Below are 25,741 nucleotides of genomic sequence, written 5' to 3'. Positions count from 1 at the left end.
ACGAGCCTCCGGATGACCGCTCAACCGGCCGTGCGCCTCGAGCGCGGCGGCATCAGCGCGGTCGTGCTGCCCGACGAAGGCGGCGTGCTGCTCGACCTGCTCGTGCACGGGCGGCCCGTGCTCGCCGCGACGCCGTGGGGCTCGGCAGTGCTGCCCGGGGCCCGGCCGGCGGCGGATGAATCGACCTGGGTCGCCCGCTGGCGCGGCGGCTGGCAGCTGTGCTTCCCCACGGCGGGCCAGCCCAACCCTGCCGCGACCCCACCCGAAGGGTTTCACGGGGCTGCCTCGCAGGCGCCGTGGCTCGACGTGGCGCGCACTGCCGACACCGTCGCTCTCGGCTGGGCCGACCGCGACGGGCTGAGCGCCGAGCGCGTCTGGCGGCTCACCGACGACGGCGCGGCCGTCGCCACGCGCGTGCACAACGCCGGGGCTGAGACGCGCGTGCTCGTCATCGCCGAGCACCTCATCCTCGGCGGCGACGTGCTCGCCGGGCCCCTGACCCTCGGCGTGCCCTCCTCGGCCCTGCTGCGGCCGCTCGACTACGCGGGCCTGCCTGAGGGCTCGCCCACGGCGTGGCCGGGAGAGCCGGCCGACCGCTGGACGACCGTCGACCGGGCGACCCCCGCGCGCGTCACCGGGCTCGCGGCCGTGCACCCCCAGCGCATCGGCGCGCATGGCGCGCACGTGGCGGTGACCGTCGAATGGCAGGGCTCCGCCCTGCCCCACGCGCTGCTCTGGGAGGAGCTCGGGGTCTCGACCGAGCAGCCGTGGAACGGGCAGGTCGTCGCGCTCGGCATCGAACCGACGTCGACCCCGCACGGCGCCGGCACCGCGCTCGACGAGGGCCTCGTGCGGCTGCCGCCCGGCGGCTCGCTCGAGTGGGGGGCCGCGCTCAGCGTGCGGTGGGCATCCCACCCCAACCCTGCAACCGCCCCCGACCACCCCCGACCGATGGAGGAACCATGACCGCCCCTGCTGATTCGGCACTGCGCACCATCGTCACCGGCGCGGCCAACGGCATCGGCGCGGCGATCGCCGAGCGCCTGCGGGCCCGCGGCGACCGCGTCATCGGCCTCGATCGCGAAGACGGCCAGGATGTCGTGATCACCGATCTCGCCGACCCCGAGGCCCGCGCGCGCGGCGCGGCGATCGCGGCCGAGAGCCTGGGCGGTGTCGACGTGCTCGTCACCGTCGCCGGCATCTTCCGGCAGGGGTCCATCCACGACAGCGGATTCGACGACTGGCGCGCGGTGTGGGCCGTCAACCTCGATGCCCCGCTCGACCTCATGCGCCTGCTCACGCCGGGCATGGCCGCGCAGGGCTTCGGGCGCATCGTCACGATCACGAGCGTGCACGCGCGGCAGGCGCAGCCCGGCTGCCTCGCGTACGACGTGTCGAAGGCCGGCCTCGAGGCGGCGACGCGCTCGGCCGCGCTCGACCTCGCGGCGCACGGCGTGCTCGCCAATGCCGTCGCGCCCGGCTTCGTGCGCACGCGCATGAGCCTGCTGCCCGACGGCACCGATGAGACCGACACCGACGCATTCCGCCAGCAGTATGTGGCGAGCGGCAAGCTACCGCTGGGCCGCGCGGCGATGCCCGCCGAGATCGCCCCCGTCGTCGAGTTCCTCTCGTCGCGTGACAACACCTACACGACCGGCCAGGTGGTGACCGTCGACGGCGGTCTCACCATGACGTTCTGATCATGACGACGCTCGACGGCCTCGGCTTCCCCGAAGCACTGCGCTGGCGCGACGGCGCGCTGTGGTTCAGCGACATGTTCCGGTCGCGCGTGATGCGCTGGGTGCCGGGCTCGCCAGCATCGGTCGTGCTCGATGCCGCCGGTGGCGGACCAACCGTGCCCGGTGGGCTCGGCTGGCTTCCCGACGGGCCGGAGGGCCCGGGCGATCTGCTCGTCGTCGACTGCGAGCAGCGCCGCGTGCTGCGGGCGCGGGTCGAGTCGGGGCGTGCGACGGCGGTGACCGTGCATGCCGACCTCGCCGCCGTCATGACGCATTCCGCGAACGACATGCACGTCGACCCCGACGGCACCGCGTGGGTCGGCGGCTACGGCTTCGACCCCGAGCACGACGAGCCGATGCCCTCGCCGCTCGTGCGGGTGTCACCCGACGGCGCCGTCTCGATCACGGCATCCGTCTTCGTCTTCCCCAACGGCTGCGAGCGCGACGCGAGCGGCGCCCTGCTGGTGGCCGAGACCTTCGCCGACCGTGTGTCGCTGATGTCACATGACAACGAGGTCACATCGCGTGGGCGGTTCGCCGCGGGCAGCGGACCGGACGGGCTGTCGATCGCGCCCGACGGCACCGTCTACGTCGCGCTCGCCTTCGCCGGCGCCCTCGCGCGCCTCGCCCCGGTCTCCAGCGACGACCGCGAGGCGGGGCCGGATGCGGAGCCCGCGATCGTCTACCGCGCCGAGCCGATCGAGGCCGGGCCCGGAGCCGGCCCGCTCGGGGTCTACGACTGCGCCGTCGTGTCTGACCCCGCGCTCGTCAACCCCGCGCTCGTCAACCCGGCGCACCCCGACGGCCCTCGCATCGCCGTGGCCATGGCGAGCCTCGACGAAGACCTCGCGATGCGCGTCGACACCGGCCGCATCGAGTTACTCGACCTGAACAGCCTCGACCTGCCCTGAGCCAGGGCGAGGCCGAGGCCGCACGACGCTGCCGAGACCGCTACCCCTTCTCGCCGCCCTCGGTCGTGTTCATGATGCGCTTCTGGAAGATGAAGAAGAGGATCGCGACCGGGATGGTCATGAGCACCGCCGCCGCGAGCTGCAGCGGGAACTGGTTGCCTGAGCCCAACTGGCCCGACACGAGCGAGGCGACACCCGTCGTGAGCGTGTTCAGCTCGGGGCTCTGCCGCGACACGATGAAGTGGCCGAGCTCGTTCCACGAGCCCTGGAACGACAGGATGAACAGCGTCACGAGCGCGGGCCGCGCCATGGGCAGCACGATCGTCCAGAACGTGCGGAACGTGCCGGCGCCGTCGATGCGCGCCGCCTCTTCGATGCTCACCGGGATCGAGTCGAAGAACTGCTTCATGATGAACACCCCCGCCGCGGTCGACAGCAGCGGGATGATCATGCCCCCGTACGTGTCGTACAGCCCGAGCTGCTGCAGGATGAGGAACCGCGGAATCAGGAGCACGACGCCCGGCACCGACAAGATCGCGATGAAGGCGACGAACACCGTCGTGCGGCCGCGGAACTTCAGGCGCGACAGCGCATAGCCCGCGAGCGAGTCGAAGAACACGCGCCCGACCGTGACGATCGTCGCGATAAGCAGGGTGTTGCCCGCCCACAGCGGAAACGGCACATCGCCGAACAGCCGCTCGTAGGCCGCGAAGGTGATCGTCTGAGGAATCAGGCCCAGGGCATCCTGCGTCGCCTCGGCGTCGGTCTTGAACGACGCCGAGATCGAGATGATGAACGGGTAGATGTAGACGAGCGCGAGCCCGATGAGGATCAGGTAGCTGAGCAGCATCGTCGTGCGCGCGCGCCCTCCGAGCACCTTGCGGCGCCGGAACGACCGCGGCGGCTCGGCTGCGGCACCCGCGAGCGCGGGGGTCGTGGCGGTCATCGCAGTCCTCCATCCACGGTGAAGGCGGTGGCGGATGCTGCGCTGTCGCCCGCCGTCGGTGGCGAGCTCGTCGCCGCCGGCTTTCGCTTGCGCGGCCCGCGTTCGGCGAGCGCCCAGCGCTGCAGCAGCGTGAGCACGATGATGAACAGGAACAGGATGAACGCGATCGCCGCCCCCTGGCCCCACTCGAGGTCGACGAACGACGATCGGTAGGCCAGGTAGGCCGGGGTCGAGATCGTGCCGCCCGCCGAGGTGCCGCCGAGCACGTAGATCTGGTCGAAGACCTGCCACGAGCCGATGAGCCCGAGGGTGAGCACGGTGAACAGCGTCGGGCGCAGCATCGGCACGGTGATGGAGAAGAACTTGCGCACCGGGCCGGCGCCGTCCATGAGCGAGGCCTCGTCGATCTCGGCGCCGATGCTCTGCAGCGCGGCGAGGAAGAGCAGCATGAACGTGCCCGAGGTCGTGAAGATCGCGAGCATGATCAGCGAGCTCATCGCGACCGAGGGGCCGGCGAGCCACTCCCAGCCCGAGATGCCGAGAAACCCGGGTTCGGCGAGCAGGCCGCTCGGCTCGGTGATGCCGACCGTGCTCAGCAGACCATGGAAGATGCCCGTCGAGTCGTTGAACCAGTCGGGCCCGTCGATGCCGAGGGCTCCGATCACGGCGTTGACGGCGCCGGATGCGGTGAACAAGAACTGGAAGACGATCACGATCGCGACGGTGCTCGTCACCGACGGGAAGTAGAACGCCGTGCGGAAGAAGCCGCGACCGCGCAGCGCCGCGCGGTTGACCTGCACGGCGAGCAGCAGGGCGATGATCGTCTGCAGCGGCACGACGAAGAGCACGTAGTAGAGGTTGTTGCGCACGGCCGTGCCGAAGTTCTGCTGGTCGAGGCCGTCATCGACGGTGATGGCGGCGTAGTTCTCGAGCCCGACGAAGTTGACGCGGGGGTTGAGGGGCGACTGGAAGCCGTTCCAGTCGCTGAGGCTCACCCAGAAGGCGAGCGCGATGGGGATCACGAGGAACACCACCGTGATGATGACGGCGGGCGCGATGAACAGCCAGCCCGCGCGGGCCTCGCCGCGGCGGATTCCTCCGCCGCGACGAGGCCGTGCTGCGGCACGCAAGGCCACAGTAGTTATCCGTTCGCCTCGTCGAGCGCGGCCTGCAGGTTCTCCTGCAGCGGGGTCAGCAGCGCCGAGGGCTCAGCACTGCCGATCTGCTCGAGCTGGGTGTTGAAGTCGGCGAGCGCTGCCGCGGCGCCCTGGAAGGCGACGGGGCTGACAGCCGAGGCGACACCGGCGACGAAGGCGGCGTTCTCGGGGAACTGCTCCGCGTAGGCGGCCGAGCCCGTTTCGGTCGACGGGATGACCCCGAAGGCCTCGGCGAACGCCAGCTGCTGCTCGTCGCTCGTGAGGAACTCGATCAGATCGAGGGTCGCGTCACGCGTCTCCGAGCCGACCGGCATGCCCCAGCAGTTGCTGAACGCGAAGGTCGACGGTCCGCCGGGGCCGGCGGGCAGCTCGACCGAGATGAACTGGCGGTCGGGGAAGTCGTTGCGCATGGCCCCGTTGATCCACGGACCCTCGATGACCATCGCCGCCTTGCCGAGACCGAAGGCCTCGCCGCCCCAGCCCGCCTCGAGCTCTTGCGGGAACTTGAGCGAGCCGTCAGCGATCAGGCCCTGCAGGTACGCGAGCCCTTCAGCGTTCTCGGCGCTGTCGGCCGAGATCGCGTCGCCGTCGACGAGCGTTCCGCCCGCCTGGTTCATGAAGACGCCCACGCGAGCGTACTCACGACCCATCGAGAGGCCGACCTGCTCGGGAGTGGTCAGAGCGGCCGCGACGGTCGCGAGCTGGTCCCAGTCGGTCGGCACATCGGCGTCGGTCAGCCCTGCGGCCTCCCACGCCTCGGTGTTGATCTGCAGCCCGAGCGTCGAGAAGTCTTTCGGCGCGCAGTAGAACTGCCCGTCGTAGCTGAACTGCTCGCGCAGGGCGGGGAGGAAGTCGTCGGCGTTGGCGAGGTCTTCCGCGTAGGGCTCGAGGAAGCCCTGGGCCGCGTAGGTCTGGAACTGGTCCCACGGCATGTAGAACAGGTCGGGCGGGTTGTTGCCCGAGAAGCCCTGGCCGAGCTGCTGCACCAGGTCGCTCGCGGCGATGACCTCGACCGTGTTGCCGGTCTCGGCCGCCCACGCGTCGGCCGCCTCCTGCACCGCCGTCGTCTCGGCGTCGCCGCTCGAGCCGATGAGCATGGTGAGCTCTTGGCCGGTCTGCGCCTCGCCGCCCTCGTCTGCGGGCGCGCACGCCGCTAGAGTGACGACGAGCCCAGCGGCGAGAGCCGCTGCGCCCCATTGTGATGTCCTCACGATGATTCCTTTCGATGAGTGATTGCCGGAGCCTCAGGCACCGGTGATCTCGCCGAGCGCACGGTGGCTAGACCGGCGTTCGACAAGTCGAGGCACGAGGAGCCGATTCGTCGGCTCCTCGTTGCTGTCTGGGTTCGGTCTGACGGTGCCGCCCGTCGGGCCGAAGAGCTGGGTGAGTGCGGTCGCGACGACCTCGTCGAGCGGCTGGTCGATGCTCGAGAGCCCGACCGCGGCCGCGACGGGGGTGTTGTCGAAGCCGACGACGGGCAGGTCGATGAGTCCCGCGGCGTCGGCCGCCATGCGCGCGCCGAGGGCGAGCGAGTCGCTCGCGCACACGATCGCGTCGGGCGGAGCATCCAGCGCCAGCAGCGCGCGTGCCGATCGCACTCCCTCATCGACGCCGTCGACCGTCACGATCTGGTAGCGCTGGCGATCGCGCTCGTCGAAGCCGCACGCCTCTTCCCAGCCCGCGCGGCGCTCGTCGCCCGTGCCCGAGGGGCTCGGCCAGCCGATGTAGCCGACCCGGCGCGCGCCGTTCGCCCGCAGATGCTCGGTGGTGTCGCGCACGCCCGCGCGCCCGTCGACGTCGACCCAGCGGTGCCGCGGGTCGTCGTCGGTCGAGCCCCACGGCCGGCCGAACGAGACGAAGGGCACGTCATGCTCGATGAGCCACGAGATGCGCGGGTCGCCGTGGAAGGTCGCGATAAGCACGAAGGCGTCGATGTCGCTGCCGTCGCGCAGGCGGCGGATGTGGGCGAGCTCGTCTTCCGCCCCGTTGGCGGTGAAGATCATGACGCGCAGGCCCCGGGCGTCGGCCTGCTCGGCGAGCTTGTGCACGAAGCGGTCGAGCACGGCGCCCGAGATGCCGTCGCGCAAGGGGTCGAGCCGAAGCCCGATCGTCGACGAGGCGCGCGTGCGCAAGCGTCGGGCGGAGGCGTGGGGGCGGTAGCCCAGGCGGTCGATCGCCTCCTGCACCCGCACCCGGGTGGATTCGCGCACGATCTCAGGAGCGTTGAGCACGTTCGAGACGGTCTGCCGCGAGACGGCGGCGGCGGCGGCCACGTCGTCGACGGTCGGCATCCGCTCCATGACCGCCTCCTTTGGTGGTGTCGTCGATCCTCGGAACCTCGGGCGTTCCGGCATTTTGATCGATCAAATTATTCTGTAGTGTTGCTCACGACGACATCGGTGTCAACCCCGTTCGGCACCGACCCGCCCAGACGGCCCGGAGGCTCGACGCCCGTGACTCACTTTCTGCAGCCCCTCCTCCACGACGAGCTCGTGGTCATGCGCGCACCGACCCAGGTGTGGTCGGCGCACGACGGATCGATCGGCGGGGCGGCCATCCACGGCATCACGCACTCCGACGTGCGCGTCGTGCGCGGCCTGCGCGTCCGCATCGGCGGCGCGACCGCCGAGCACCTCGTCACGGCCGGCTCGACCGCCGACCGCGTCTCGATCGACGCCCTCCTGCGGCACCTCGACGACCCCACCCCCGACCCCGGAGTGCGGATGCGCATCGACCGCGCCGTCGACATCGACGGGTGCACCGAGACGCTCACGATCACCACGCGCCACCCCGAGTCGATCGCGACGAGCGTCGAGATCGAGATCGATGTGGATGCCTCGCTCATCGACCTGATCAAGCAGGGCATGCCCGGTGCGCCCGCGACGGGTCTCACCGTCGACGGCGACCGCGCGCAGTGGTCGGGCGAGCACGTGACCGTGACCCTCACGACCGACGGGCTGCGCATCGCCGAGCGCCCCGGCGGGCTGCTGCTGAGCGGCGACGTCGTCGTGCCGCCGCGCGGCTCGGTCAGCGTCAGCTGGCGCCTCGACGCCGCCGACGCGATCAGCGTCGTGCGCGGTGCGACCGGCCCGGTGCCGTGGGGGCGCGCCGACACGAGCGTCGCCGACCCCCGCCTCACGCGCTGGGTCGACCGCGCGCTGACCGACCTCGACGCGCTGCGGCTGACGGTGGTCGGGCATCCCGATCAGCAGTTCCTCGCCGCCGGCGCCCCCTGGTTCTTCACCCTCTTCGGCCGCGACTCGCTGTGGGCGGCGCGCATGATGCTGTCCCTCGGCACCCGGCTCGCGGGCGACACCCTGCGGGTGCTCGCCCGACTGCAGGGCACCGGCCACGACGCCTCCACCGCCGAGCAGCCCGGCAAGATCATGCACGAGCTGCGTCGGCAGTCGCTCGTCATCGACGACGACGTCACCCTGCCGCCGCTCTACTACGGCACCGTCGACGCGACCGCGCTCTGGGTGTGCCTGCTGCACGACGCGTGGCGCGCGGGGCTCGCCGACGACGAGGTGCGCGCGCTGCTGCCCCCCCTCGAGGCGGCGCTCGCGTGGATGCGCGACGAGGGAGACGCCGACGACGATGGGCTGCTCGAGTACATCGACCTGACCGGGCACGGCCTCGCCAACCAGGGCTGGAAGGACTCGGGCGACAGCGTGCAGTGGCGCGACGGCTCCCTCGCCGAGGGGCCGATCGCGCTGTGCGAAGTGCAGGCCTACGCCTACGAGGCCGCCATGGGCGGCGCGGCGCTGCTCGACGCCTTCGACCGGCCCGGCGGCGACGACTGGCGCGCCTGGGCGGGTCGCCTGCGCGCGGCGTTCCACGAGCGGTTCTGGGTCACCGACCCCGCCACCACCGGGCCGCTCGGCCCCTACCCGGCCATCGCGCTCGACGCGCAGAAGCGCCCCGTCGACACCGTCACGAGCAACCTCGGGCACCTGCTCGGTACGGGCCTGCTCGACGCCGAGCAGTCGGCGCTCGTCGCCGCCCGCCTCGGCTCGCCCGAGCTCGACTCCGGCTACGGCCTGCGCACGATGTCGACCGACTCGGTCGGCTACTGGCCGCTCAGCTACCACGGCGGCTCGGTCTGGACCCACGACACCGCCATCGCCATCACGGGTCTCGCCCGCGACGGCCACCACGCGGTCGCGGCCTCGCTCGCCGAGGGCCTCCTGCGCGCCGCCGAATCGTTCGGGTTCCGGATGCCCGAGCTGCACTCGGGCGACCCCGCCAGCAGTACGGCCCGCCCCGTGCCCTACCCGGCATCCTGCCGCCCGCAGGCCTGGTCGGCGGCGGCGGCCGTCGCGGTGCTGCACGCCACCGTCGACCGCCCGGCCTGAGGTCACCCGAGGCGGGTAGCATCCCGCGCATGGCATTCATCGAGGCGAGCGGGCTCGTCAAGACCTACACGCCGAAGGGCGCGCCCGTCGTGCGCGCGCTCGACGGCCTCGATCTGGAGGTGCCGCAGGGCACCGTCACCGCGCTGCTCGGCCCGAACGGCGCCGGCAAGACGACCACCGTCAAGGTGCTGACCACGCTGATCTCGCCCGACTCCGGTCGCGCGGTGATCGACGGCGTCGACGTGCTCGCCGACCCGCAGTCGATCCGCCGCATGATCGGGGCCAGCGGCCAGTACGCGGCGGTCGACGAGAACCTCACGGGCCTCGAGAACCTCATGATGGTCGGCCGGCTCTACCACCTGGGCGCGAAGGTCGCGCGGCAGCGCGCGACCGAGCTCATCGAGCTGTTCGACCTCGTCGAGTCGCAGAACCGCCCGGTCAAGGGCTACTCGGGCGGCATGCGCCGGCGCATCGACCTCGCCGGCGCTCTCGTCATCAAGCCCCCCGTGCTCTTCCTCGACGAACCCACGACGGGCCTCGACCCGCGCAGCCGCATCGGCCTGTGGGACGTCATCGAGACCCTCGTGAGCGACGGCACGACGGTGCTGCTGACGACGCAGTACCTCGAAGAGGCCGACCGCCTCGCCGACTCCATCTCGGTCATCGACAACGGGCGGGTCATCGCGAAGGGCACGGCCGACCAGCTCAAGGCCTCGGTCGGCGGGCAGCGGGTTGCTCTCACTGTCGTCGACGAGGCCGATGGGGATGCTGTGCGCAGCCTGCTCGCGAGCCACGGCACCGGCGAGCCCATCGTGACGGGCGGGCGCACCTGGGTCGTGCCCGTGACCGACGGCCCCGCCGCCCTCGCGGCCATCATGGCCGCCGCCTCGACCGCGGGAATCGCCCTGCACGACGCCGGCATGCGGCGTCCGACCCTCGACGACGTCTTCCTCCAACTGACCGGCCACACCGCTGAGACTGACGAGACCACGGAGAGTGCGGCATGAGCGCGACGACGACCACGAGCGCAGCATCCCGAACCCTGCAGCCGGTGCCCGGCAGCGCGGTCTCGCGATTCCTCAGCGACGGATGGGTCACCACGTGGCGCAACCTCATGAAGATCATCCGCGTGCCGGAGATCCTGCTGTTCAGCCTCATTCAGCCGATCATGTTCGTGCTGCTGTTCACGTACGTCTTCGGCGCCGCGATCGAGATTCCCGGCGACGGCTACGAGTCATTCCTCATGGCCGGAATCTTCGCGCAGACGGTCGTGTTCGGGTCGACCTACTCGGGTGCGGCGATGGCGCAAGACCTGAAAGACGGCATCATCGACCGGTTCCGCACTTTGCCGATGAGCGGCGCCGCCGTGCTCGTCGGGCGCACGAACGGCGACCTCGTCATCAACTCGCTCTCGATGATCGTGATGATGCTCACGGGGCTCGCCGTCGGCTGGCGGGTCAACTCGTCGCCGCTCGAGTTCCTCGCCGGCGTCGCCCTGCTGCTGCTGTTCGCCTACGCGTTCTCGTGGGTCATGGCGTTCCTGGGCATGTCGGTCAAGAGCCCCGAGATCATCAACAACGCCTCGTTCTTGATCCTCTTCCCGCTCACGTTCATCTCGAACGCGTTCGTGCCGAGCGAGCGGCTGCCGGAGCCGCTGCGCATCTTCGCCGAGTGGAACCCCGTCTCGGCCCTCGTGCAGTCGGCTCGCGAGCTCTTCGGCAACGTGCCGCCCGGCACGCCCGTCGGCGACGCCTGGACGGCGCAGAACCCGATCGCCACGGTGCTCATCGGCGTCACGGTGCTGCTCGCGGTGTTCGTGCCGCTGTCGATCCGGAAGTTCGCATCGCTGTCGCGATAGCGGAGTTAGGCGAGCGCCTCGCTCAGGGCGCGGATGCCGCGCTCGACCTCGGCGAAGCTCGTGCTGAGCGGTGAGAGTCCGATGCGCACGCCACTCGGGTGGCGGAAGTCGGGGATGACGCCCTGTGACCAGAGCCGCTCGACCGCGACCGCTGAGTTCGGGTGGTCGATCGTCAGGTGGCTGCCGCGGCGGGCGGCATCGCGCGGCGTGCTGACCGTCGCCGCCGGGATGAGCGTGTCGACGAGCTCGATCGCATAGCTCGTCAGCGCGATCGACTTCTCGCGAATCGCCGCGATGCCGGCCGACTCGATGAGCGTGAGCATCTCGCCGAGCGCCACCATGTTCAGGATGGGCGGGGTGCCGCTCACGAGCGAGCCCACGCCCGGCGCCGGCGAGTAGCCCTCGGTCATCGAGAACGGCGCGGCCGCCCCGAGCCAGCCGGGGATCGGGTTGCGCAGTGTTGCGTGGTGCCGCGCGGCGACGTACGCCCAGGCCGGGGCGCCCGGGCCGCCGTTCAAGTACTTGTACGAGCAGCCCACGGCGTAGTCCACGCCCCAGGCGTCGAGCTCGAGCGGCACAGACCCGACCGCGTGCGAGCAGTCCCAGATCATGAGCGCGCCCGACGCCTGCACCGCCGCCGTCACCGCCGGCATGTCAGCCCACCACGAGCTGCGGTAGGCCACCCCGCTGAACAGCGCGGCGATGGTGCGCGGGCCCACGACCTGGGCGGCGAGCTCGGGGGTGATGCCGGCGTCGAGCGGAGCATCCACCCACCGCACCGTCAGCCCGTGATCGTCGGCCAGCCGTTCAAGGATGAAGCGGTCGGTCGGGAACTCGTCGCTCAGCATGACGAGCTCGTCACGGCCCGGTCTGGCGGCGATCGCAGCCCGCAGCAGCTTGAAGATGAGCACGCTCGTCGAGTCAGCCACGATCGTCTGACCGGATGCTGCGCCGAGGCACGCCGCCCCGATGCGGTCGCCCAGCTCGGCGGGGCGGGTGAGCCACAGCTCGTCCCAGCCGCGGATGAGCCGCCCGGCCCACTCCGTGCGCACGAAGTGCTCGAGCGCGGCGGGCACGCTCGCCACCGGGCGCCCGAGCGAGTTGCCGTCGAGGTAGGCGACGAGATCGTCACCGGGCACGAAGTGCGCGACGTGCGCGGCGAGCGGATCGGCGGCGTCGAGCACGGCGGCGCGAGCGCGCAGTTCGGCGGGGTTGGCAGTCATGCCGCGAGCCTAGCCGCGGGCTCGGCTACGCGGCCGCGAACGCGAGGCCGGGGCGCTGCACCGCGAGCCGCACGTCGTCGCCGACCTCGGGCAGCTCGACCGCGGCCATGCGCAGCAGCACGGAGGGGCCGTCGACGAGGTCGGCCGTGATCATGGCGTCATGCCCGGCGTACGAGATGCTCGCGACGCGCGCGTCGGCGCCCGCGGCCGCCGCCGCGAGCAGGTCGGGGCGCGGCACGATCCACTCGGGGCGCAGCATGAGCCGCACGGTGTCACCGTCGGCAGGCGTGAAGCCCACGGCCGAGGCCTCGACCGAGCCGAGGGCGCACAGCACGCGGCCGCCGCGCCACTGGCCGGGCAGCTCGACGACGTCGCCGACGAACGAAGCGACCCAGTCGCTCGCGGGCTGCTGGTAGATCTCCTCCGGCGTGCCGAACTGCTCGAGGTGCCCGTCGCGCAGCACGGCTACGCGGTCGGCGAGCGTCAGTGCCTCCTCCTGGTCGTGCGTGACGAGCAGCGACGTCGTGCCCTGTTGGCGCAGCAGCTCGGCGACCTCGCGGCGCAGTCCCGTGCGCAGCTGGGTGTCGAGGGCGGCGAAGGGCTCGTCGAGCAGCAGCAGGTCGGGGCGCGGGGCGAGCGCGCGGGCCAGCGCGACGCGCTGCGCCTGCCCGCCTGAGAGCTGGTTGGGCGCGCGGCCGGTGAGGTCGCCGAGGCCGACGAGCTGCGCGAGCTCGGCGATTCGGGCGGCGCGCGTCGAGGGGGCGGTGTGACCCGTGCCTGTGCCTTCCACAACTTCGGAGTGGAAGGCACGCGACTGCCCTCGTGCCCCGCGACCACGCGGCACCGCGAAACCGATGTTCTCGCCGACCGACAGGTGAGGGAACAGCGAGGCCTCTTGCGGCACCCAGCCCACGCCGCGCTTCTCGGGTGCGACCGTGCGGCCGGGGCGCGAGATCTCGCGGTCGCCGATCGTGATCGTTCCGGTCTGCACGGGCAGCAGCCCGGCGATCGAGAGCAGCAGCGTGGTCTTGCCGCATCCGGAGGGGCCGAGCACCGCCACGAGCTCACCGCTGCGGATGCTCAGCGAGACGTCGTCGACCGCCAGCGTCGACCCGTGGGTCACGCTCACACCATCGACGACGAGGTCGCTCACAACTCCTCCTTGGCTGAACTGCGCACACCCGCCAAGATCACCGCGGGCACCGCCGCGACGAGCACGAGCAGTGCCGCGTAGGGGGCCGCGGCGCCGAACTCGAACACCACCGTGCGGTTCCACAGCTCGGTGGCGAGCGTCTGCACCCCGGTCGGGCGCAGCAGCAGCGTCGCCGGCAATTCTTTCATGGTCGCGATGGCAACCAGCAGGGCGCCGATGCCGACGCTCGGCAGCGCGAGCGGAACCGTCACGCGCCACCACGCCTGCAGCGGCGACATGCCGAGCGTGCGGGCCACGGCCACGAGCCGCGGCGGCACGTCGCCGAGGCCGGCGCGCATCGTGCCGATCGCCTTCGGCATGAAGAGCACGGCGTAGGCGAACACGAGCACGGCGATGCTCTGGTACAGCGCCGGCACGACCGCGAGCGAGAAGAACACGAGCGAGAGCCCCACGACGATGCCGGGCAGCGCGTGCCCGAGGTAACCCACCGACTCGATCGCGGTGACGAGGCGGCCGCGGTGGCGGGCGGCGAGCGCCGCGATCGGCAGCGCGAGCACGACAGTGAGCAGCGCCGCGACCACGGCGACCCCGACCGTCGAGCCGACCGCCTCGAGCAGCCGTGGCACGTCGATCTCGCGCAGGGTCGCCGCCTCGAGCAGGCGCGACAGCAAGCCCAGCAGGGGCACCGCCACACCGATGAGCGGGGCGACGGCGACGACGGGCAGCTGCGAGAGCAGCATCCCGCGGCCGACGGGTCGGGGCGCGACAGCCCGCGCGGCGGCACGCGGCAGCTGGCGACGCGCGGCCCGCTCGCCGGCCACGACGACGAGCGCGAGCACGACGAGCAGCAGCGCGAGCGTCGCCGCCTGCGCGCGGTCGAAGCTCGCCGAGTAGGCGGCGTTGATGCCCCACGTCAGGGTCGGAAACCGCATCATCGCAACGAGTCCGAAGTCGCTCAGCGCGTAGAGGGCGACGAGCAGCGAGCCGGCGATCGCGGCCGGACGCACGCTCGGCCAGGTCGCCACGAGAAACGCCCGCAGCGGGCCACGGCCCAGCGTGCGTGCGACCCCCTCGAGGTCGCCGGATGCTCCGCGCAGGGCAGCCGCGACCGGCAGCGTCACATACGGAACGGTGACCGCTGTGAGCAGCAGCCAGCTCGGCAGAAACCCGTTGAGGGCCGGAAACGCCACGAGCCACCCGTAGCCCGCGAGATATGAGGGCACCGCGAGCGGCAAGGCCGAGATCAGCAGCCAGGTGCGCGCGAAGGGCACCCGCACGCGCGTGAGCACGAACGCCACGGCCGTGCCGAGCACGAGTGCCGTCACCGTCGTCGCCGCGGCGAGGCCGAGCGAGTTCGCGGCGTACTCGAGAACGCGCCCGCGCGCGAGGGTCTCGATGATCGCGGTAACACCCGACTCTGCCGCCCGCACCAGCAGGTAAACGAGCGGGATCGCCGCGGCGGCCGCCGCGACGACGGCGGCGAGCACGAGTGCGAGGGGCGCCCGCCGCGCGCCGGGCGACCGCGACGATGCCGCGGGGGCGATCCGGGCATCCGGAGCCCCCGCGACGATCGTGCGTTCTCGCCCGGGCGCGATGGTCATGCGTCTAGTGCATCACGGTTCGACTGGTGGTCGGCAGAGACCGAAGTCCCCCCGCCGAGCACTCAGATGAGGCCCGCGTCGGCGAGCAGCTGCTGCGTCGTCGCGAGGTCGTCGAGGTCGCTCAGGTCGAGCTCGGGGGTGAGCAGGCTCTCGAGGCTCGGCAGACCCTCGGGGGCGTCGACGCCCCGCAGGAGCGGGTACTCGAAGGTCTGCTCGACGAAGTAGGTCTGCGCCTCGAGCGAGACGAGGTAGCGCACGAACTCGAGCGCGTCGGCGTCGGTCGCCGAGCCGTTCAAGATGCCCGCTCCGGTCACGTTGACGATCGAGCCCGCGTCGCCCGCGTCGAGGAACTTCAGCTGGGCGCGCATGTTCTCGGCCCCGACCTCCGAGGCGGCACGGAACCAGTAGTAGTGGTTGATGAGCCCCGCCTCGACGACGCCGTCGTTGACCGCGGTCAAGATCGGCGTGTTGCCCTCGAAGATCTGCGGGCTGTTGCCGGCGAGCGCCGCGACCCACTCGGCGGCCGGCTCCTCCCCCTCGAGCACACGCAGAGCGGTGACGAACGACTGGAAGCTCGCGTTGGTGGGGGCGACGGCGAGGCGGCCGTTCCACTCGTCGGCGACGTAGCCGTCGATCGTGTCGGGCAGCTGGTCGGCGGTCAGCCGCTCGCCGTCGTAGACGACGACGCGCGCGCGGCCGGTGATGCCGACCCAGCTGCCATCGGTCGAGGTGAACCCGGCGGGGATCACGTCGGTGATGTCGGCGGGCAGGGTCGTGAAGAGCCCGGCCTGGCTGAGGGCGCCGAGCGCTCCGGCATCCTGCGAGAGGAAGACGTCGGCGGGCGTCGCGTCGCCCTCTTCGAGCAGCAGTGCGCCGAGCTCGGCGGTGTTGCCGTAGCGCACCTCGACCTCGATGCCCGTCTCGGCCTCGAACTGGTCGATGAGCGGCTGCACGAGGGCCTCGTCGCGGCCCGAGTAGAGCGTGAACGCGCCGTCGGCGGTCGGCTCGGTCGGGGCCTCGCTCTCGGTCGGCGCGGGCGCGGCGCAGCCGGCGAGCAGCAGACCGGTCGCGGCGAGGGCGGTGAGCGAGAGGGGTGCGGTCATGCGCATGAGAGGGATGCTCCAGAGGAGTAGAGAGGGTGGGACCCGGCGACGCTGCCGCAGGTAAGGTTAGCCTTACTTTACCTCGACCGCCAAACCGGATGCTGGGCACCGGCCGAGCGCTACGCTCACCCTCATGGATGCCATCGACTACCGCATCATCGACCAGCTGCGGCAGAACGCGCGCGCCGGCTACGGCGACATCGGCGATGTGGTCGGGCTCTCGGCTTCCGCCGTGAAACGGCGCGTCGACCGGCTCGTCGGCGATGGGGTCATCCGCTCGTTCACCGTGCAGGTCGACCCCGCGGTCGACGGCATGGCCGTCGAGGCCTACGTCGAACTGTTCTGCCGCGGCACCGTCGCGCCCGACGAGCTGCGGCGCATCCTCTCGGCCGTTCCCGAGGTCGTCGACGCCGGAACCGTCACGGGCGACGCCGACGCGATCGTGCACATCCGCTCGCGCGACATCGCCTCGCTCGAAGACGCTCTCGAGCGCGTGCGCGTCGCCCCGAACGTCGACCACACGCGCAGCGCGATCATCCTCACGAGGCTCATCGACCGCCGCAACCAGTAGCGGAGGAACTCGCTAACCCGCCAGCCCGAGCTGCCAGAACGGGTGGATGATCCAGAAGCTGAACGCAAGCGAGCTCGCCCCCAGCAGGCCGACTGCGAACGCGACGATCATGGATGCGCCGACAGCAACCGCGCGAACTCGACCGGCCAACACGTGGTTGGCGATGGATCCGGCCAGCACGAGCGTGAGCACGCTGACGATCGTGATGAGCGCGATCTGCTGCCGATCGGGCGGGGTGCACGGGCCGGGCGTCGGCAGAGAGAGCGCGCACACCTCGGGAGATGGCGCTACCGCGAACACGAGCACCGACACTCCGAACGCGAGAGCGATCAGTGCCGCATCGACCGCGAAGGGGCCGGGGCGTCGTGTCGTCAGCGGTTGCGTGGGCGCCATCTCCCGAGGATAACGTGAGCAGAACTACGCGGCGGCAGCCTGCAGCGCCGGCTCCTCGCGCTCGACGAGGAACCGCGCGTAGGCGGGCACCGTGAGGAAGGTCGGGAAGTCCTCCTGCAGCGTGACCGTGCGGAAGACCTCCTCGGCCCCCTCCAGCTTGTGGCCCTCGGGGCGCGGTAGTTCCTCGAGAACGGAGGTCAGCATCCCCTCGACCAATTCGCGGGTGATCTGCTCGCCCTCGACGGTGCGGTGGTCCTGGTGCATCCACTGCCACAGCTGCGAGCGGCTGATCTCGGCCGTCGCGGCGTCTTCCATGAGGTCGTCGATCGCTGCGGCACCGACGCCGCGCAGCCACGATTCGAGGTAGCGCACCGTGATCGACACGTTCGCGCGCACACCGGCGAGCGTCACCTCGCCGCCCGCCGAGCGGATGTCGAGCAGGTCGCGCGCCGTCACGTGCACGTCATCGCGCTGCCGGTCGAGCTGGTTCGGGCGGTCGGCGAGCACCGCGTCGAACTCCGCGCGCGCCGTTGGGATGAGATCGGGATGCGCGACCCACGAGCCGTCGAAGCCGTCGCGAGCCTCGCGGCGCTTGTCGGCAGCCACGCGCTCGAGCGCCCGCTCGGTGACCTCAGGGCTGCGCCGGTTGGGGATGAAGGCGCTCATGCCGCCGATCGCGTGGGCACCGCGCTTATGCGCCGTCTTGACGAGCAGCTCGGTGTAGGCGCGCATGAACGGCAGCGTCATGAGGATGCGGTCGCGGTCGGGCAGCACGAAGCGCTGGCCGCGGTTGCGGTAGTTCTTGATGATCGAGAAGACGTAGTCCCACCGACCCGCGTTGAGGCCCGCGCAGTGGTCGCGCAGCTCGTAGAGGATCTCGTCCATCTCGAACGCGGCCGGGAAGGTCTCGATGAGCACCGTCGCACGGATGGTGCCGTGCGGCAGCCCGAGCTGCTGCTCGGCGAAGGTGAACACGTCGTTCCAGAGCCGGGCCTCGCGGTGGTTCTCGAGCTTCGGCAGGTAGAAGTACGGCCCCCGGCCGCGCAGGATCAGTTCGCGCGCGTTGTGGAACGCGTACAGCCCGAAGTCGACGAGGCTCGCACTCGCCGCGTAGGTGCGGCCGCTGCGGTCGGTGTGCTCGAGGTGCTTCTCGACGAGGTGCCAGCCGCGCGGGCGCATCACGATCGTCGGGGTGCGCTCAGCGGTCACCGAGTACTGCTTGCCGTCAGGGCTCGTGTGCTCGAGCCGCTCGCGGATCGCGTCGAACAGGCTCAGCTGCCCCTCGATGATGTTGCCCCACGTCGGGCTCGTCGCATCTTCCAGGTCGGCGAGCCACACGTTGGCGCGCGAGTTGAGCGCGTTGATCGTCATCTTCGGGTCACAGGGGCCCGTGATCTCGACGCGACGATTCTCGAGGCCGGGGCCGGCGCCGGCGACGCGCCACTCGGCGTCCTCGCGAATGGATGCCGTCTCGGGCAGGAAGCGCAGGTCGCGGCCGTTGCCGAGGTCGTAGCGCAGCTGCATGCGCTCGGCGAGCAGCTCGTGGCGGCGGCCGGCGAACCGGTGCTGCAGCTGCTCGACGAAGGCCAGAGCATCCGGGTTCAGGATCTCGTCGTAGCGCGGCCGCATCGGGCCATTGATGGTGAGGGAGGTCGTGGTCATGGTCATCTCCTGTGTGGTGGGAACGCACAAATGAAGGACGGCGCTACCCCACCCGCGGCGTGTCGAGGTCGACACGCCGCGGACCAGGGTCGTTGCTCCTTCATTCGTGCGAGGGATCAGTGGAACTGCTCTGACTCGGTGGAGCCGACGAGTGCCAGGGTCGCGCTCTCGGGGTTGAGAGCCGTGGCGATGCGGTCGAAGTAGCCGGTGCCCACTTCGCGCTGGTGCTTGGTGGCGGTGTAGCCGTGAGCCTCAGAGGCGAACTCGGCCTCCTGCAGCTCGACGTAGGCGCTCATCTGGCGGTCGCGGTAGCCGCTCGCGAGCTCGAACATCGAGTGGTTGAGCGAGTGGAATCCGGCCAGGGTGATGAACTGGAACGCGTAGCCCATCGCCGACAGCTCGCGCTGGAACGTCGCGATGGTGTCGTCATCGAGGTGGCGCTTCCAGTTGAACGACGGCGAGCAGTTGTAGGCGAGCTTCTTACCGGGGAACTCCTGGTGGATGCTCTCCGCGAAGGTGCGCGCGAGCTCGAGGTCGGGCTCGCTCGACTCGACCCAGAGCATGTCGGCGTACTCGGCGTAGGCGTGCGCCCGGCTGAGCACGGCCGGCAGCCCCGGCTCGACCTCGTAGAAGCCTTCGGCCGTGCGGCCGCCGGTGAGGAAGGGCTTGTCGCGGTCATCCACATCGCTCGTGATGAGGTTGGCGGCGAGCGAGTCGGTGCGCGCGATGACGATGGTCGGCACGTCGGCCACGTCGGCCGCGAGGCGCGCGGCGTTGAGGGTGCGGATGTGCTGGCTCGTCGGCACGAGCACCTTGCCGCCCATGTGGCCGCACTTCTTCTCGCTCGCAAGCTGGTCTTCCCAGTGCACGCCCGCCGCGCCGGCCTCGATCATGCCGTGCATGAGCTCGTAGGCGTTGAGCGGGCCACCGAAGCCGGCCTCGGCGTCGGCGACGATGGGGGCCATCCAGTCGCGGCCGTCCTGCTCGATCTGACCCGCGCGCAGCAGCGCGTTGTTGATGCGGCGCACGACGGCGGGCACCGAGTTGGCCGGGTAGAGGCTCTGGTCGGGGTAGGTCTGGCCCGACAGGTTGGCGTCAGCGGCGACCTGCCAGCCGCTCAGGTAGATGGCCTTGAGGCCGGCGCGCACCTGCTGCACGGCCTGGTTGCCGGTGAGGGCGCCGAGCGCGTACGTCCACTCCTCGGGGTTGCCCGTGTTGGCCTGGATTTGCTCCCACAGCTTCTCGGCACCACGGCGAGCGAGCGTGCACTCTTCCCGCACGGGGCCGCGCAGCGCGACGACGTCCTCCGCGGTGTAGTCGCGGCGCACGCCGTTCCAGCGCGCGTCGGTCTTCCAGCGGGTCTCGAGCTCGGCGGCGGTCTCGGTCTGGTCGCCCGGTCGGGTCGGCTGGTGCTGCGTCATGAGGTGCTCCTTCGGTTGGCTCCCGCCGGGGGTGTGTTCGTAACTCAGGCTGTAGGTCGACATGTGATCGATTACTCGCGCACATTTCGGCTCTCAGCCTGAGTTACGAACACAACGCCAGCGGCGGCGGGCTCGTGGGGTTCGTATGAGCCACTCTGGGCGAAGAACAACACCCTCGACCGACTCTCGTTGACTGAAATACCCGCATATTTCAGTTGCGCTGAAAAGTTCGGGCTGTCAGGCTCTCGACATGCTCGATTCGCCGCCCGCCAGCGCCCAGGCTGAAGACGTGCTTGATCCTCTGACTCTCGGCCACCGCATCCGCGCCTTGCGCACGGGCGCCCACTTGACTCTCGCCGAGGTCGCCGACGCCGTGGGCATCGCGACCTCGCACCTGAGCGTGCTCGAGAACGGCAAGCGCGAGGCGAAGCTCAGCGAGCTGCAAGCGATCGCGCGGGCCGTCGGCGCGAGTCTCGACGACCTGCTCAGCGTCGAGCCGCTCACCGGGCGCGCGGCCCTCGAGGTTGAGCTTGCGCGCGTGCAGAGTGGTCCGCTGTTCGCGAGTCTGGGCATCCCGCCTCTGCCGCTGCGTAAGAGCGTCAGCGATGAGGCGATCGAGACGGTGCTCGCCCTGCACGCCGAACTGCAGCGCGTGCACAGCGAGCGCGCCGCGACACCCGAAGAGGCCCGCCGCGCGAACACCGAGCTGCGCCGAACGATGCGCGCCCGCGGCAACTACTTCGGCGAACTCGAGACGCAGGCGGCCGACCTGCTGAAGGCGGTCGGGCACGAGGGCGGCCCGCTCTCACAGCGCCTCGCCGCCGAACTCGCCACCCACCTCGGCTTCACCCTGCACTATGTCGGCGACCTACCCGCCTCGACCCGATCCGTCACCGACCTCGCCAACGGCCGCATCTACCTGCCCGTGCAGAACTCTCCGGGTCGGGATGCCCGCACCACGCTCCTCCAGGCCCTCGCCGGCCACGTGCTCGGGCGCGCTGAGCCGCGCGACTACGCCGAGTTTCTGACGCAGCGCGTCGAGACCAACTACCTCGCTGCCGCGCTGCTCATTCCCGAGGCCGATGCGGTGGCCTTCCTGCAGCGCGCGAAGCAGCGCCGCGAGCTCGCGGTCGAAGACCTGCGCGACGCGTTCGCGGTCTCGTACGAGACGGCCGCGCACCGGTTCACCAACCTGGCGACGCAGCACCTCGAGATTCCCGTGCACTTCTTGAAGGTCAGCTCGCAGGGCGTGCTGGGCAAGGCCTACGAGAACGACTCGGTGCAGTTTCCGACGGATGCCCTGGGCGCGGTCGAGGGGCAACTCGTGTGTCGCAAGTGGTCGGCGCGCCAGGTGTTCGACGAACCCGACCGCTTCAGCCCGTACCACCAGTACACCGACAAGCCGACGGGCACCTACTGGTGCACCTCGCGCATCGAGTCGGGCACCGGGGGCGACTTCTCGATCTCGGTGGGAACACCTTTCGCGCACGTCAAGTGGTTCCGCGGGCGCGAGACCGACCGGCGCGGGGCGTCGACCTGCCCCGACCCGGGGTGCTGCCGCCGAGCGCCCGACGACCTCGCGCGGCGGTGGGAGGGGCGCGCGCGGCCGCAGGCGCGCATCCACGCCAGCCTGCTCGCGACGCTGCCGACCGAGTCGTTCCCCGGGGTCGACCAGACCGAGGTGCTCGGCTTCCTCGAGCGGCACGCGCCGACCGGCTGAGCCGGTGTGGTGTTCGCAACTCAGGCTGAACGGCCCGATGTGCACCATTCGTGCGGCATATGACCGTGCACAGCCTGAGTTGCGAACACGCGCGCGGATACGCTCGCCCCATGAGGTTCTCGATCGACGCGAACGCCGCGACTCCCCCGTTCGAGCAGCTGCGCGTGCAGGTGCGCGACGCGGTCGCGACCGGCGAACTCGTCGCGGGCGCGAAGTTGCCGACCGTGCGCGCCCTCGCCGACGAGCTCGGGCTCGCCGTCAACACGGTCGCGCGCGCCTACCGCGAACTGGAAGCCGACGGCATCATCGAGACCCGCGGCCGGGCCGGTTCGTTCGTCGCGCCGCAGGGTGATGCGGGTCAACGGCAGGCGCAGCTCGCCGCGCGCGAGTTCGTCGACCGGGCTCGGCGGCTGGGGCTCGACGACGCAGCGGCGCTCGACCTGGTGCGCGCGGCTCAGCGCGGCTGAGCATCCCGCCGCCGACTCAGACGCGGGGCGCGACCGCGCGCGGCACAGCGGCGACGCAGCAACGCAACGAAGCGGCGAACACGAGCCGCTACCGGATGCGCGACCGCACCCGCACGACGGGCCGCAGCGCCCGGCTCGAGCGCGCGCGCAGGGCGCCCCACCAGACTCCGGCGCCGTAGGCGAGGTCGTCGAGCCGGCGCGCGAGCGCGAACGACAGCAGCCCCATGCCGGTGCGGGTGCGGCGGTGCTCGTAGACGGCGTCGGCGACCGCGGCGACCACCGTCGCCCGTCGCACCCTCCGTGAGACGATCGAGCCGACGAGCGCGACCGGCCACCAGTGTCGGGTCAGCAGCTCGGCGGTCTGCGCGGTCGCGGCGAGGGCTCCTTGGCCGGTGAGCCGAACCGCGATGCGCGTGCGATCGGGCGTGGCTCGCAGGCGCGAGCCGATGCGCACGGCGGCGACAACGGCAGCCGCGCCCGCGACCGGCACCGACCACCGCCGCTGGGCGAGCAGGGCGCCCACGAACACGAGAGTCCACGGCGTGTAGACGGCGGGGGCCACGGCATCACCGTGCCGCGCGGCGAGCGTGTCGGCCCCCGTGCCGTAGTAGGCCTTGCGGCCCAACCAGTCGCGCACCGTGCGCCGGTGCTCGTGCCGCGCCTCGACGGCGGGTTCATAGCGCACCCGCCAGCCGGCCTCGCACAGTCGCCACACCAGGTCGACGTCTTCGGCGACCCGCATGCCGGGGCTGAATCCGCGGCCCAGCGCCGCCGTACGCGCGACAAGGCACGCCGCGGGTAGCCACGAGACCTTCGCGCCCGGACGCACGTTCGCCGGCTCTGCCCCGAGGTCGAGCGACGAGCGGGCGGCCTCATACCGGGTGATCCAGTTCGGCCCGTCGGCGGGCTCGAGGCCGGCCACGCGCGGCGCGACAAGCCCCACCCTCGGGTCACCAAAGTGCCGCAGCAGCAGCGGCAGCGTGTCGGCGTCGATCACCATGTCGCTGTCGATGAACGCCACGAACGGGGTGGTCACGGCGGCAAGGCCCGCGTTGCGCGCGCCGGCCGGGCCACGATTCTCGGGCAGCGCGATGAGCCGCGCCCCGTGCCGCTCAACCACGCGGCGCACCGCCACCGGGTTCCGGGAGTGGTCATCCACGACGACCACCGGCACCGATCGCGGGATGCTCGCCAGCAGCCGCGCGACCGCCTCGGGTCGATCGTGCGCGGGCACGACCACGGTCACGGCGGTGAGCGGGTCGGCGGCACCCAGGTCGGGCAGTTCGGCAACGACCGGGTCGGCGATGCCCGCGTCGAGCAGCCGCTCGGCGAGCGCCGCGGTCGCGGCAGACGACACGGTGAGGCGCCCCCCGCTCAGCATCGTGCGGGCCGCGGCCGTGAGGTACAGCACCCGCGTGGGCACTCCCCCGACGAGCGTCGACCCGTCGTCGGCGACGTGCGTGCGGCGGTTCAGCCGCACCACGAAACCGTCGGGCAGGCGCGCGCCCGACGCCGCTGCGGGCGAACTCTCGCTCACGCGATCCGCCGCAGCTGGCCGTGAGCGGCGATGCTCCAGCCCTCGAGGCGCGCCACCGCGTCGTCGACAAGCTCGGCAAGCAGAGCGGCCCCGTCGGCAGCGTTCGCCTGCCGCGGATCGCCCAGCACCCCGCTCGGCGCCACCTCTCGCAGTCGGCCGGCCCGCAACTCGGGCATGAGTTCTGCGATCGGCGCGGTCGCGCCCGTGACCGTGGTGAAGGCCCCGACCCGCGCGGCATCGAGATGCAGCAGCAGCGAGGTCTCGGTGCGCCCCGCGTGCGCATCACCGCCGGGCACCCCGCACGCGAGCCAGGCAACGTCATGACCTTCGCCGCGCAGAGTGGGCACGACATCCGACAGCACGGGCGCGTTGCCGCCGTGCCCGGTGATGAGGGCGACCCGCGCCGCCCACGTGCGCGCCGAACGGGTCAGTTCGATGAGCAGCAGGCGCAGGGCATCCTGCCCGATCGAGAGCGTGCCGGCGAACTGCTGGTGCTCGCCGCTCGAGCCGTAGGCCAGCACCGGCGCCACGACGGCACCAATTCGTGACCCCGCCCCCTGCGCCACCGCCGCCGCGATGCGCGCGTCGACGTCGAAGGGCAGGTGCGGCCCGTGCTGCTCGGTCGAGCCGAGCGGCACGATCAGCAGCGGCTGCGGCGGGATGCCCGGCCAGGCCGTCTCGTCGAGTCGAGTCACCCCGACACCGTACCGATCGAGCCCGGCCGAGCGATGCGACTCGTGATCAGCGAATCTTCTCGAAGCCCTCGGGCACGTAGATGTCGTCGCGCGTCAGCTCGCGCAACGACGCCCGCCCGAGGCCGAGCAGGGCCGAGTCGATGCCGCCGCGCATGATGTCGAGCACGTTTTCGACACCCGCCTGACCGTTGGCGGCAAGACCCCACAGGTAGGCGCGGCCGATCATGATGGCCCGAGCGCCGAGCGCAACGGCCTTCACCACGTCAGAGCCGCGACGCACGCCCCCGTCGAGCACGATCTCGATCTGGTCGCCCACCGCGTCGGCGATGGCCGGCAGCATACGAATCGGCGCCGGAATGGTGTCGAGGTTGTTGCCGCCGTGGTTCGAGACCGAAATGGTGGTCGCCCCGATGTCAATGGCGCGCTTCGCATCGTCGATGCGGCCGACGCCCTTGAGCATGAAGGGGCCGTCCCACTGCTCGCGCAGCCACTTCACGTCATCCCAGGTGGGCGGAGGCGTGGTCATCCATTCGCCGTAGGCGCCGAAGAAGGTGGGGGGCTCACCGCCGGCCTTCGGCTTCAGGTTGGGCGCCTTCAGGTCGGGAATGCGGAAGGTCTTGGCGAAGCTCCACAGCCAGGGGATGCGCGGCAGGGCGTGCGGCGCAAAGTTGATCGCGGCACCCAGCGTGAGCTTTTCGGGAATCTGCGGGCTACCCCAGTCGCGGCCGTGGGAGAACGACCAGTCGAGGGTCGCGATGAGGCCCTTCGCTCCGGCGGCCTTCGCGCGCTCGAGGCGGTGCACCATTTCCTCTTTCGACCCACTCCAGTAGACCTGGAAGAGCGTGTTGGGGTTGGCGGCGACGACGTCTTCAACCGGCTTCGAGGCGAACGAGCTGAGGCCCATGATCACCCCGCGGTTAGCCGCCGCCCGCGAGACGGCAATCTCACCCTGCGGGTGCACCGCCTGCACGCCGGTCGGCGAAATGATCACCGGCATCGCCATGTCCATCCCCATGACCGAGCTCGACAGATCGCGCTGCGCCGGGTGATCGGCGATGCGGGGGGCGAAGCCCAGCTCGCTGTAGGCGGCGATGTTGTCGTCGAGCGTGACGCCCTTCTCTGATCCGGCGATCAGTGCGCCGTAAACGGGGGCTGGCAGCCGCTTCTTGGCTCGCCGCTGTGCTTCGGCGACGGTCTCGAACCAGGCGTTCCTGCTCATCGTGTGTGCT

23 protein-coding genes are annotated in these 25,741 nt (G+C 71.2%); 9 read left to right on the top strand and 14 right to left on the bottom strand.

Features of this window, described 5'->3' with window-relative positions; translation table 11 throughout:
- Window positions 1–12 precede the first annotated feature (12 nt).
- From ACTIE9_RS07070 to ACTIE9_RS07060, 3 genes are read left to right on the top strand one after another with little or no spacing between them, the layout of a single operon-like run.
- Window positions 13–966 carry a hypothetical protein gene (locus ACTIE9_RS07070; RefSeq protein WP_439564875.1) on the top strand — a complete coding sequence of 318 codons (954 nt, stop codon included), beginning with the start codon at window positions 13–15 and terminating at the stop codon, window positions 964–966.
- Entirely contained in the window at window positions 963–1,700 is a 738-nt protein-coding gene (locus tag ACTIE9_RS07065; protein WP_439564874.1) for an SDR family NAD(P)-dependent oxidoreductase, read from the top strand. Before ACTIE9_RS07070 ends, ACTIE9_RS07065 begins: the two co-directional genes overlap by 4 nt.
- Before the next feature lie 2 nt (window positions 1,701–1,702).
- A complete protein-coding gene (locus ACTIE9_RS07060) occupies window positions 1,703–2,650 on the top strand; it encodes an SMP-30/gluconolactonase/LRE family protein (RefSeq protein ID WP_439564873.1) in 948 nt (315 codons plus the stop codon).
- Between the two features lie 40 nt (window positions 2,651–2,690).
- On the opposite strand, the gene ACTIE9_RS07055 is transcribed toward ACTIE9_RS07060, so the two are convergent.
- From ACTIE9_RS07055 to ACTIE9_RS07040, 4 genes are read right to left on the bottom strand one after another with little or no spacing between them, the layout of a single operon-like run.
- The gene (locus tag ACTIE9_RS07055) at window positions 2,691–3,596 is read right to left on the bottom strand and encodes a carbohydrate ABC transporter permease (RefSeq protein ID WP_439564872.1); all 906 of its coding nucleotides are present in this window, start codon (window positions 3,594–3,596) and stop codon (window positions 2,691–2,693) included.
- A complete protein-coding gene (locus ACTIE9_RS07050; RefSeq protein WP_439564871.1) occupies window positions 3,593–4,732 on the bottom strand; it encodes a carbohydrate ABC transporter permease in 1,140 nt (379 codons plus the stop codon). The genes ACTIE9_RS07055 and ACTIE9_RS07050 overlap by 4 nt, the downstream gene beginning before the upstream one ends.
- Before the next feature lie 5 nt (window positions 4,733–4,737).
- A complete protein-coding gene (locus tag ACTIE9_RS07045; RefSeq protein WP_439564870.1) occupies window positions 4,738–5,964 on the bottom strand; it encodes a sugar ABC transporter substrate-binding protein in 1,227 nt (408 codons plus the stop codon).
- 33 nt (window positions 5,965–5,997) lie between these two features.
- Window positions 5,998–7,053, bottom strand: coding sequence for a LacI family DNA-binding transcriptional regulator (locus ACTIE9_RS07040; protein ID WP_439564869.1), 1,056 nt, complete (start codon window positions 7,051–7,053; stop codon window positions 5,998–6,000).
- Window positions 7,054–7,206: 153 nt separating this feature from the next.
- Here ACTIE9_RS07040 and ACTIE9_RS07035 point away from each other — a divergent pair, with 153 nt between their 5' ends.
- From ACTIE9_RS07035 to ACTIE9_RS07025, 3 genes are read left to right on the top strand one after another with little or no spacing between them, the layout of a single operon-like run.
- Window positions 7,207–9,108: an amylo-alpha-1,6-glucosidase gene (locus ACTIE9_RS07035; protein ID WP_439564868.1), complete on the top strand. Its 1,902-nt coding sequence runs from the start codon at window positions 7,207–7,209 to the stop codon at window positions 9,106–9,108.
- A 29-nt stretch (window positions 9,109–9,137) separates the two neighbouring features.
- Complete coding sequence (locus ACTIE9_RS07030) at window positions 9,138–10,115, top strand: ATP-binding cassette domain-containing protein (protein ID WP_439564867.1); 978 nt, start codon at window positions 9,138–9,140, stop codon at window positions 10,113–10,115.
- Window positions 10,112–10,966, top strand: a complete 855-nt coding sequence (locus ACTIE9_RS07025; RefSeq protein WP_439564866.1) for an ABC transporter permease — start codon at window positions 10,112–10,114, stop codon at window positions 10,964–10,966. Before ACTIE9_RS07030 ends, ACTIE9_RS07025 begins: the two co-directional genes overlap by 4 nt.
- Window positions 10,967–10,971: 5 nt before the next feature.
- On the opposite strand, the gene ACTIE9_RS07020 is transcribed toward ACTIE9_RS07025, so the two are convergent.
- The 4 genes from ACTIE9_RS07020 to ACTIE9_RS07005 all read right to left on the bottom strand — a co-directional run bounded on the left by ACTIE9_RS07020 (window position 10,972) and on the right by ACTIE9_RS07005 (window position 16,046).
- Window positions 10,972–12,189, bottom strand: a complete 1,218-nt coding sequence (locus ACTIE9_RS07020; protein WP_439564865.1) for a kynureninase — start codon at window positions 12,187–12,189, stop codon at window positions 10,972–10,974.
- Window positions 12,190–12,214: 25 nt separating this feature from the next.
- A complete protein-coding gene (locus ACTIE9_RS07015) occupies window positions 12,215–13,342 on the bottom strand; it encodes an ABC transporter ATP-binding protein (protein WP_439564864.1) in 1,128 nt (375 codons plus the stop codon).
- Window positions 13,339–14,943: an ABC transporter permease gene (locus ACTIE9_RS07010; protein WP_439564863.1), complete on the bottom strand. Its 1,605-nt coding sequence runs from the start codon at window positions 14,941–14,943 to the stop codon at window positions 13,339–13,341. Before ACTIE9_RS07010 ends, ACTIE9_RS07015 begins: the two co-directional genes overlap by 4 nt.
- A 62-nt stretch (window positions 14,944–15,005) precedes the next feature.
- A complete protein-coding gene (locus ACTIE9_RS07005; protein WP_439564862.1) occupies window positions 15,006–16,046 on the bottom strand; it encodes an iron ABC transporter substrate-binding protein in 1,041 nt (346 codons plus the stop codon).
- A 133-nt stretch (window positions 16,047–16,179) separates the two neighbouring features.
- Here ACTIE9_RS07005 and ACTIE9_RS07000 point away from each other — a divergent pair, with 133 nt between their 5' ends.
- Window positions 16,180–16,617, top strand: a complete 438-nt coding sequence (locus ACTIE9_RS07000) for an Lrp/AsnC family transcriptional regulator (RefSeq protein WP_255160713.1) — start codon at window positions 16,180–16,182, stop codon at window positions 16,615–16,617.
- A 12-nt stretch (window positions 16,618–16,629) separates the two neighbouring features.
- Here the strand turns inward: ACTIE9_RS07000 and ACTIE9_RS06995 are convergent, their stop codons facing one another.
- From ACTIE9_RS06995 to aceA, 3 genes are all read right to left on the bottom strand, one after another.
- Window positions 16,630–17,010, bottom strand: coding sequence for a hypothetical protein (locus ACTIE9_RS06995; RefSeq protein WP_439564861.1), 381 nt, complete (start codon window positions 17,008–17,010; stop codon window positions 16,630–16,632).
- 24 nt (window positions 17,011–17,034) lie between these two features.
- A complete protein-coding gene (gene aceB, locus ACTIE9_RS06990) occupies window positions 17,035–18,672 on the bottom strand; it encodes a malate synthase A (protein ID WP_439564860.1) in 1,638 nt (545 codons plus the stop codon).
- Between the two features lie 116 nt (window positions 18,673–18,788).
- A complete protein-coding gene (aceA, locus tag ACTIE9_RS06985; protein ID WP_439564859.1) occupies window positions 18,789–20,093 on the bottom strand; it encodes an isocitrate lyase in 1,305 nt (434 codons plus the stop codon).
- A 250-nt stretch (window positions 20,094–20,343) separates the two neighbouring features.
- Here aceA and ACTIE9_RS06980 point away from each other — a divergent pair, with 250 nt between their 5' ends.
- Complete coding sequence (locus ACTIE9_RS06980; RefSeq protein ID WP_439564858.1) at window positions 20,344–21,813, top strand: helix-turn-helix domain-containing protein; 1,470 nt, start codon at window positions 20,344–20,346, stop codon at window positions 21,811–21,813.
- Window positions 21,814–21,923: 110 nt separating this feature from the next.
- On the top strand, window positions 21,924–22,280 hold the full coding sequence (locus ACTIE9_RS06975) for a GntR family transcriptional regulator (protein ID WP_439564857.1): 357 nt from the start codon (window positions 21,924–21,926) through the stop codon (window positions 22,278–22,280).
- An 88-nt stretch (window positions 22,281–22,368) separates the two neighbouring features.
- Here the strand turns inward: ACTIE9_RS06975 and mftF are convergent, their stop codons facing one another.
- From mftF to mftD, 3 genes are read right to left on the bottom strand one after another with little or no spacing between them, the layout of a single operon-like run.
- Window positions 22,369–23,817 (bottom strand): mycofactocin biosynthesis glycosyltransferase MftF, encoded by a 1,449-nt coding sequence (mftF, locus tag ACTIE9_RS06970; RefSeq protein WP_439564856.1) that lies wholly within the window; start codon window positions 23,815–23,817, stop codon window positions 22,369–22,371.
- Window positions 23,814–24,512 (bottom strand): mycofactocin biosynthesis peptidyl-dipeptidase MftE, encoded by a 699-nt coding sequence (mftE, locus tag ACTIE9_RS06965; protein ID WP_439564855.1) that lies wholly within the window; start codon window positions 24,510–24,512, stop codon window positions 23,814–23,816. The genes mftF and mftE overlap by 4 nt, the downstream gene beginning before the upstream one ends.
- Window positions 24,513–24,558: 46 nt before the next feature.
- The gene (gene mftD, locus ACTIE9_RS06960) at window positions 24,559–25,731 is read right to left on the bottom strand and encodes a pre-mycofactocin synthase MftD (RefSeq protein WP_439564854.1); all 1,173 of its coding nucleotides are present in this window, start codon (window positions 25,729–25,731) and stop codon (window positions 24,559–24,561) included.
- Window positions 25,732–25,741 lie beyond the last annotated feature (10 nt).

The sequence above is a fragment of the Microcella sp. genome, from assembly GCF_051860105.1.
Taxonomy (GTDB): Bacteria; Actinomycetota; Actinomycetes; order Actinomycetales; family Microbacteriaceae; genus Microcella.
The sequence above is the reverse complement of the archived record's forward strand: the minus strand, read 5'-3'. Positions and strand labels throughout refer to the sequence as shown.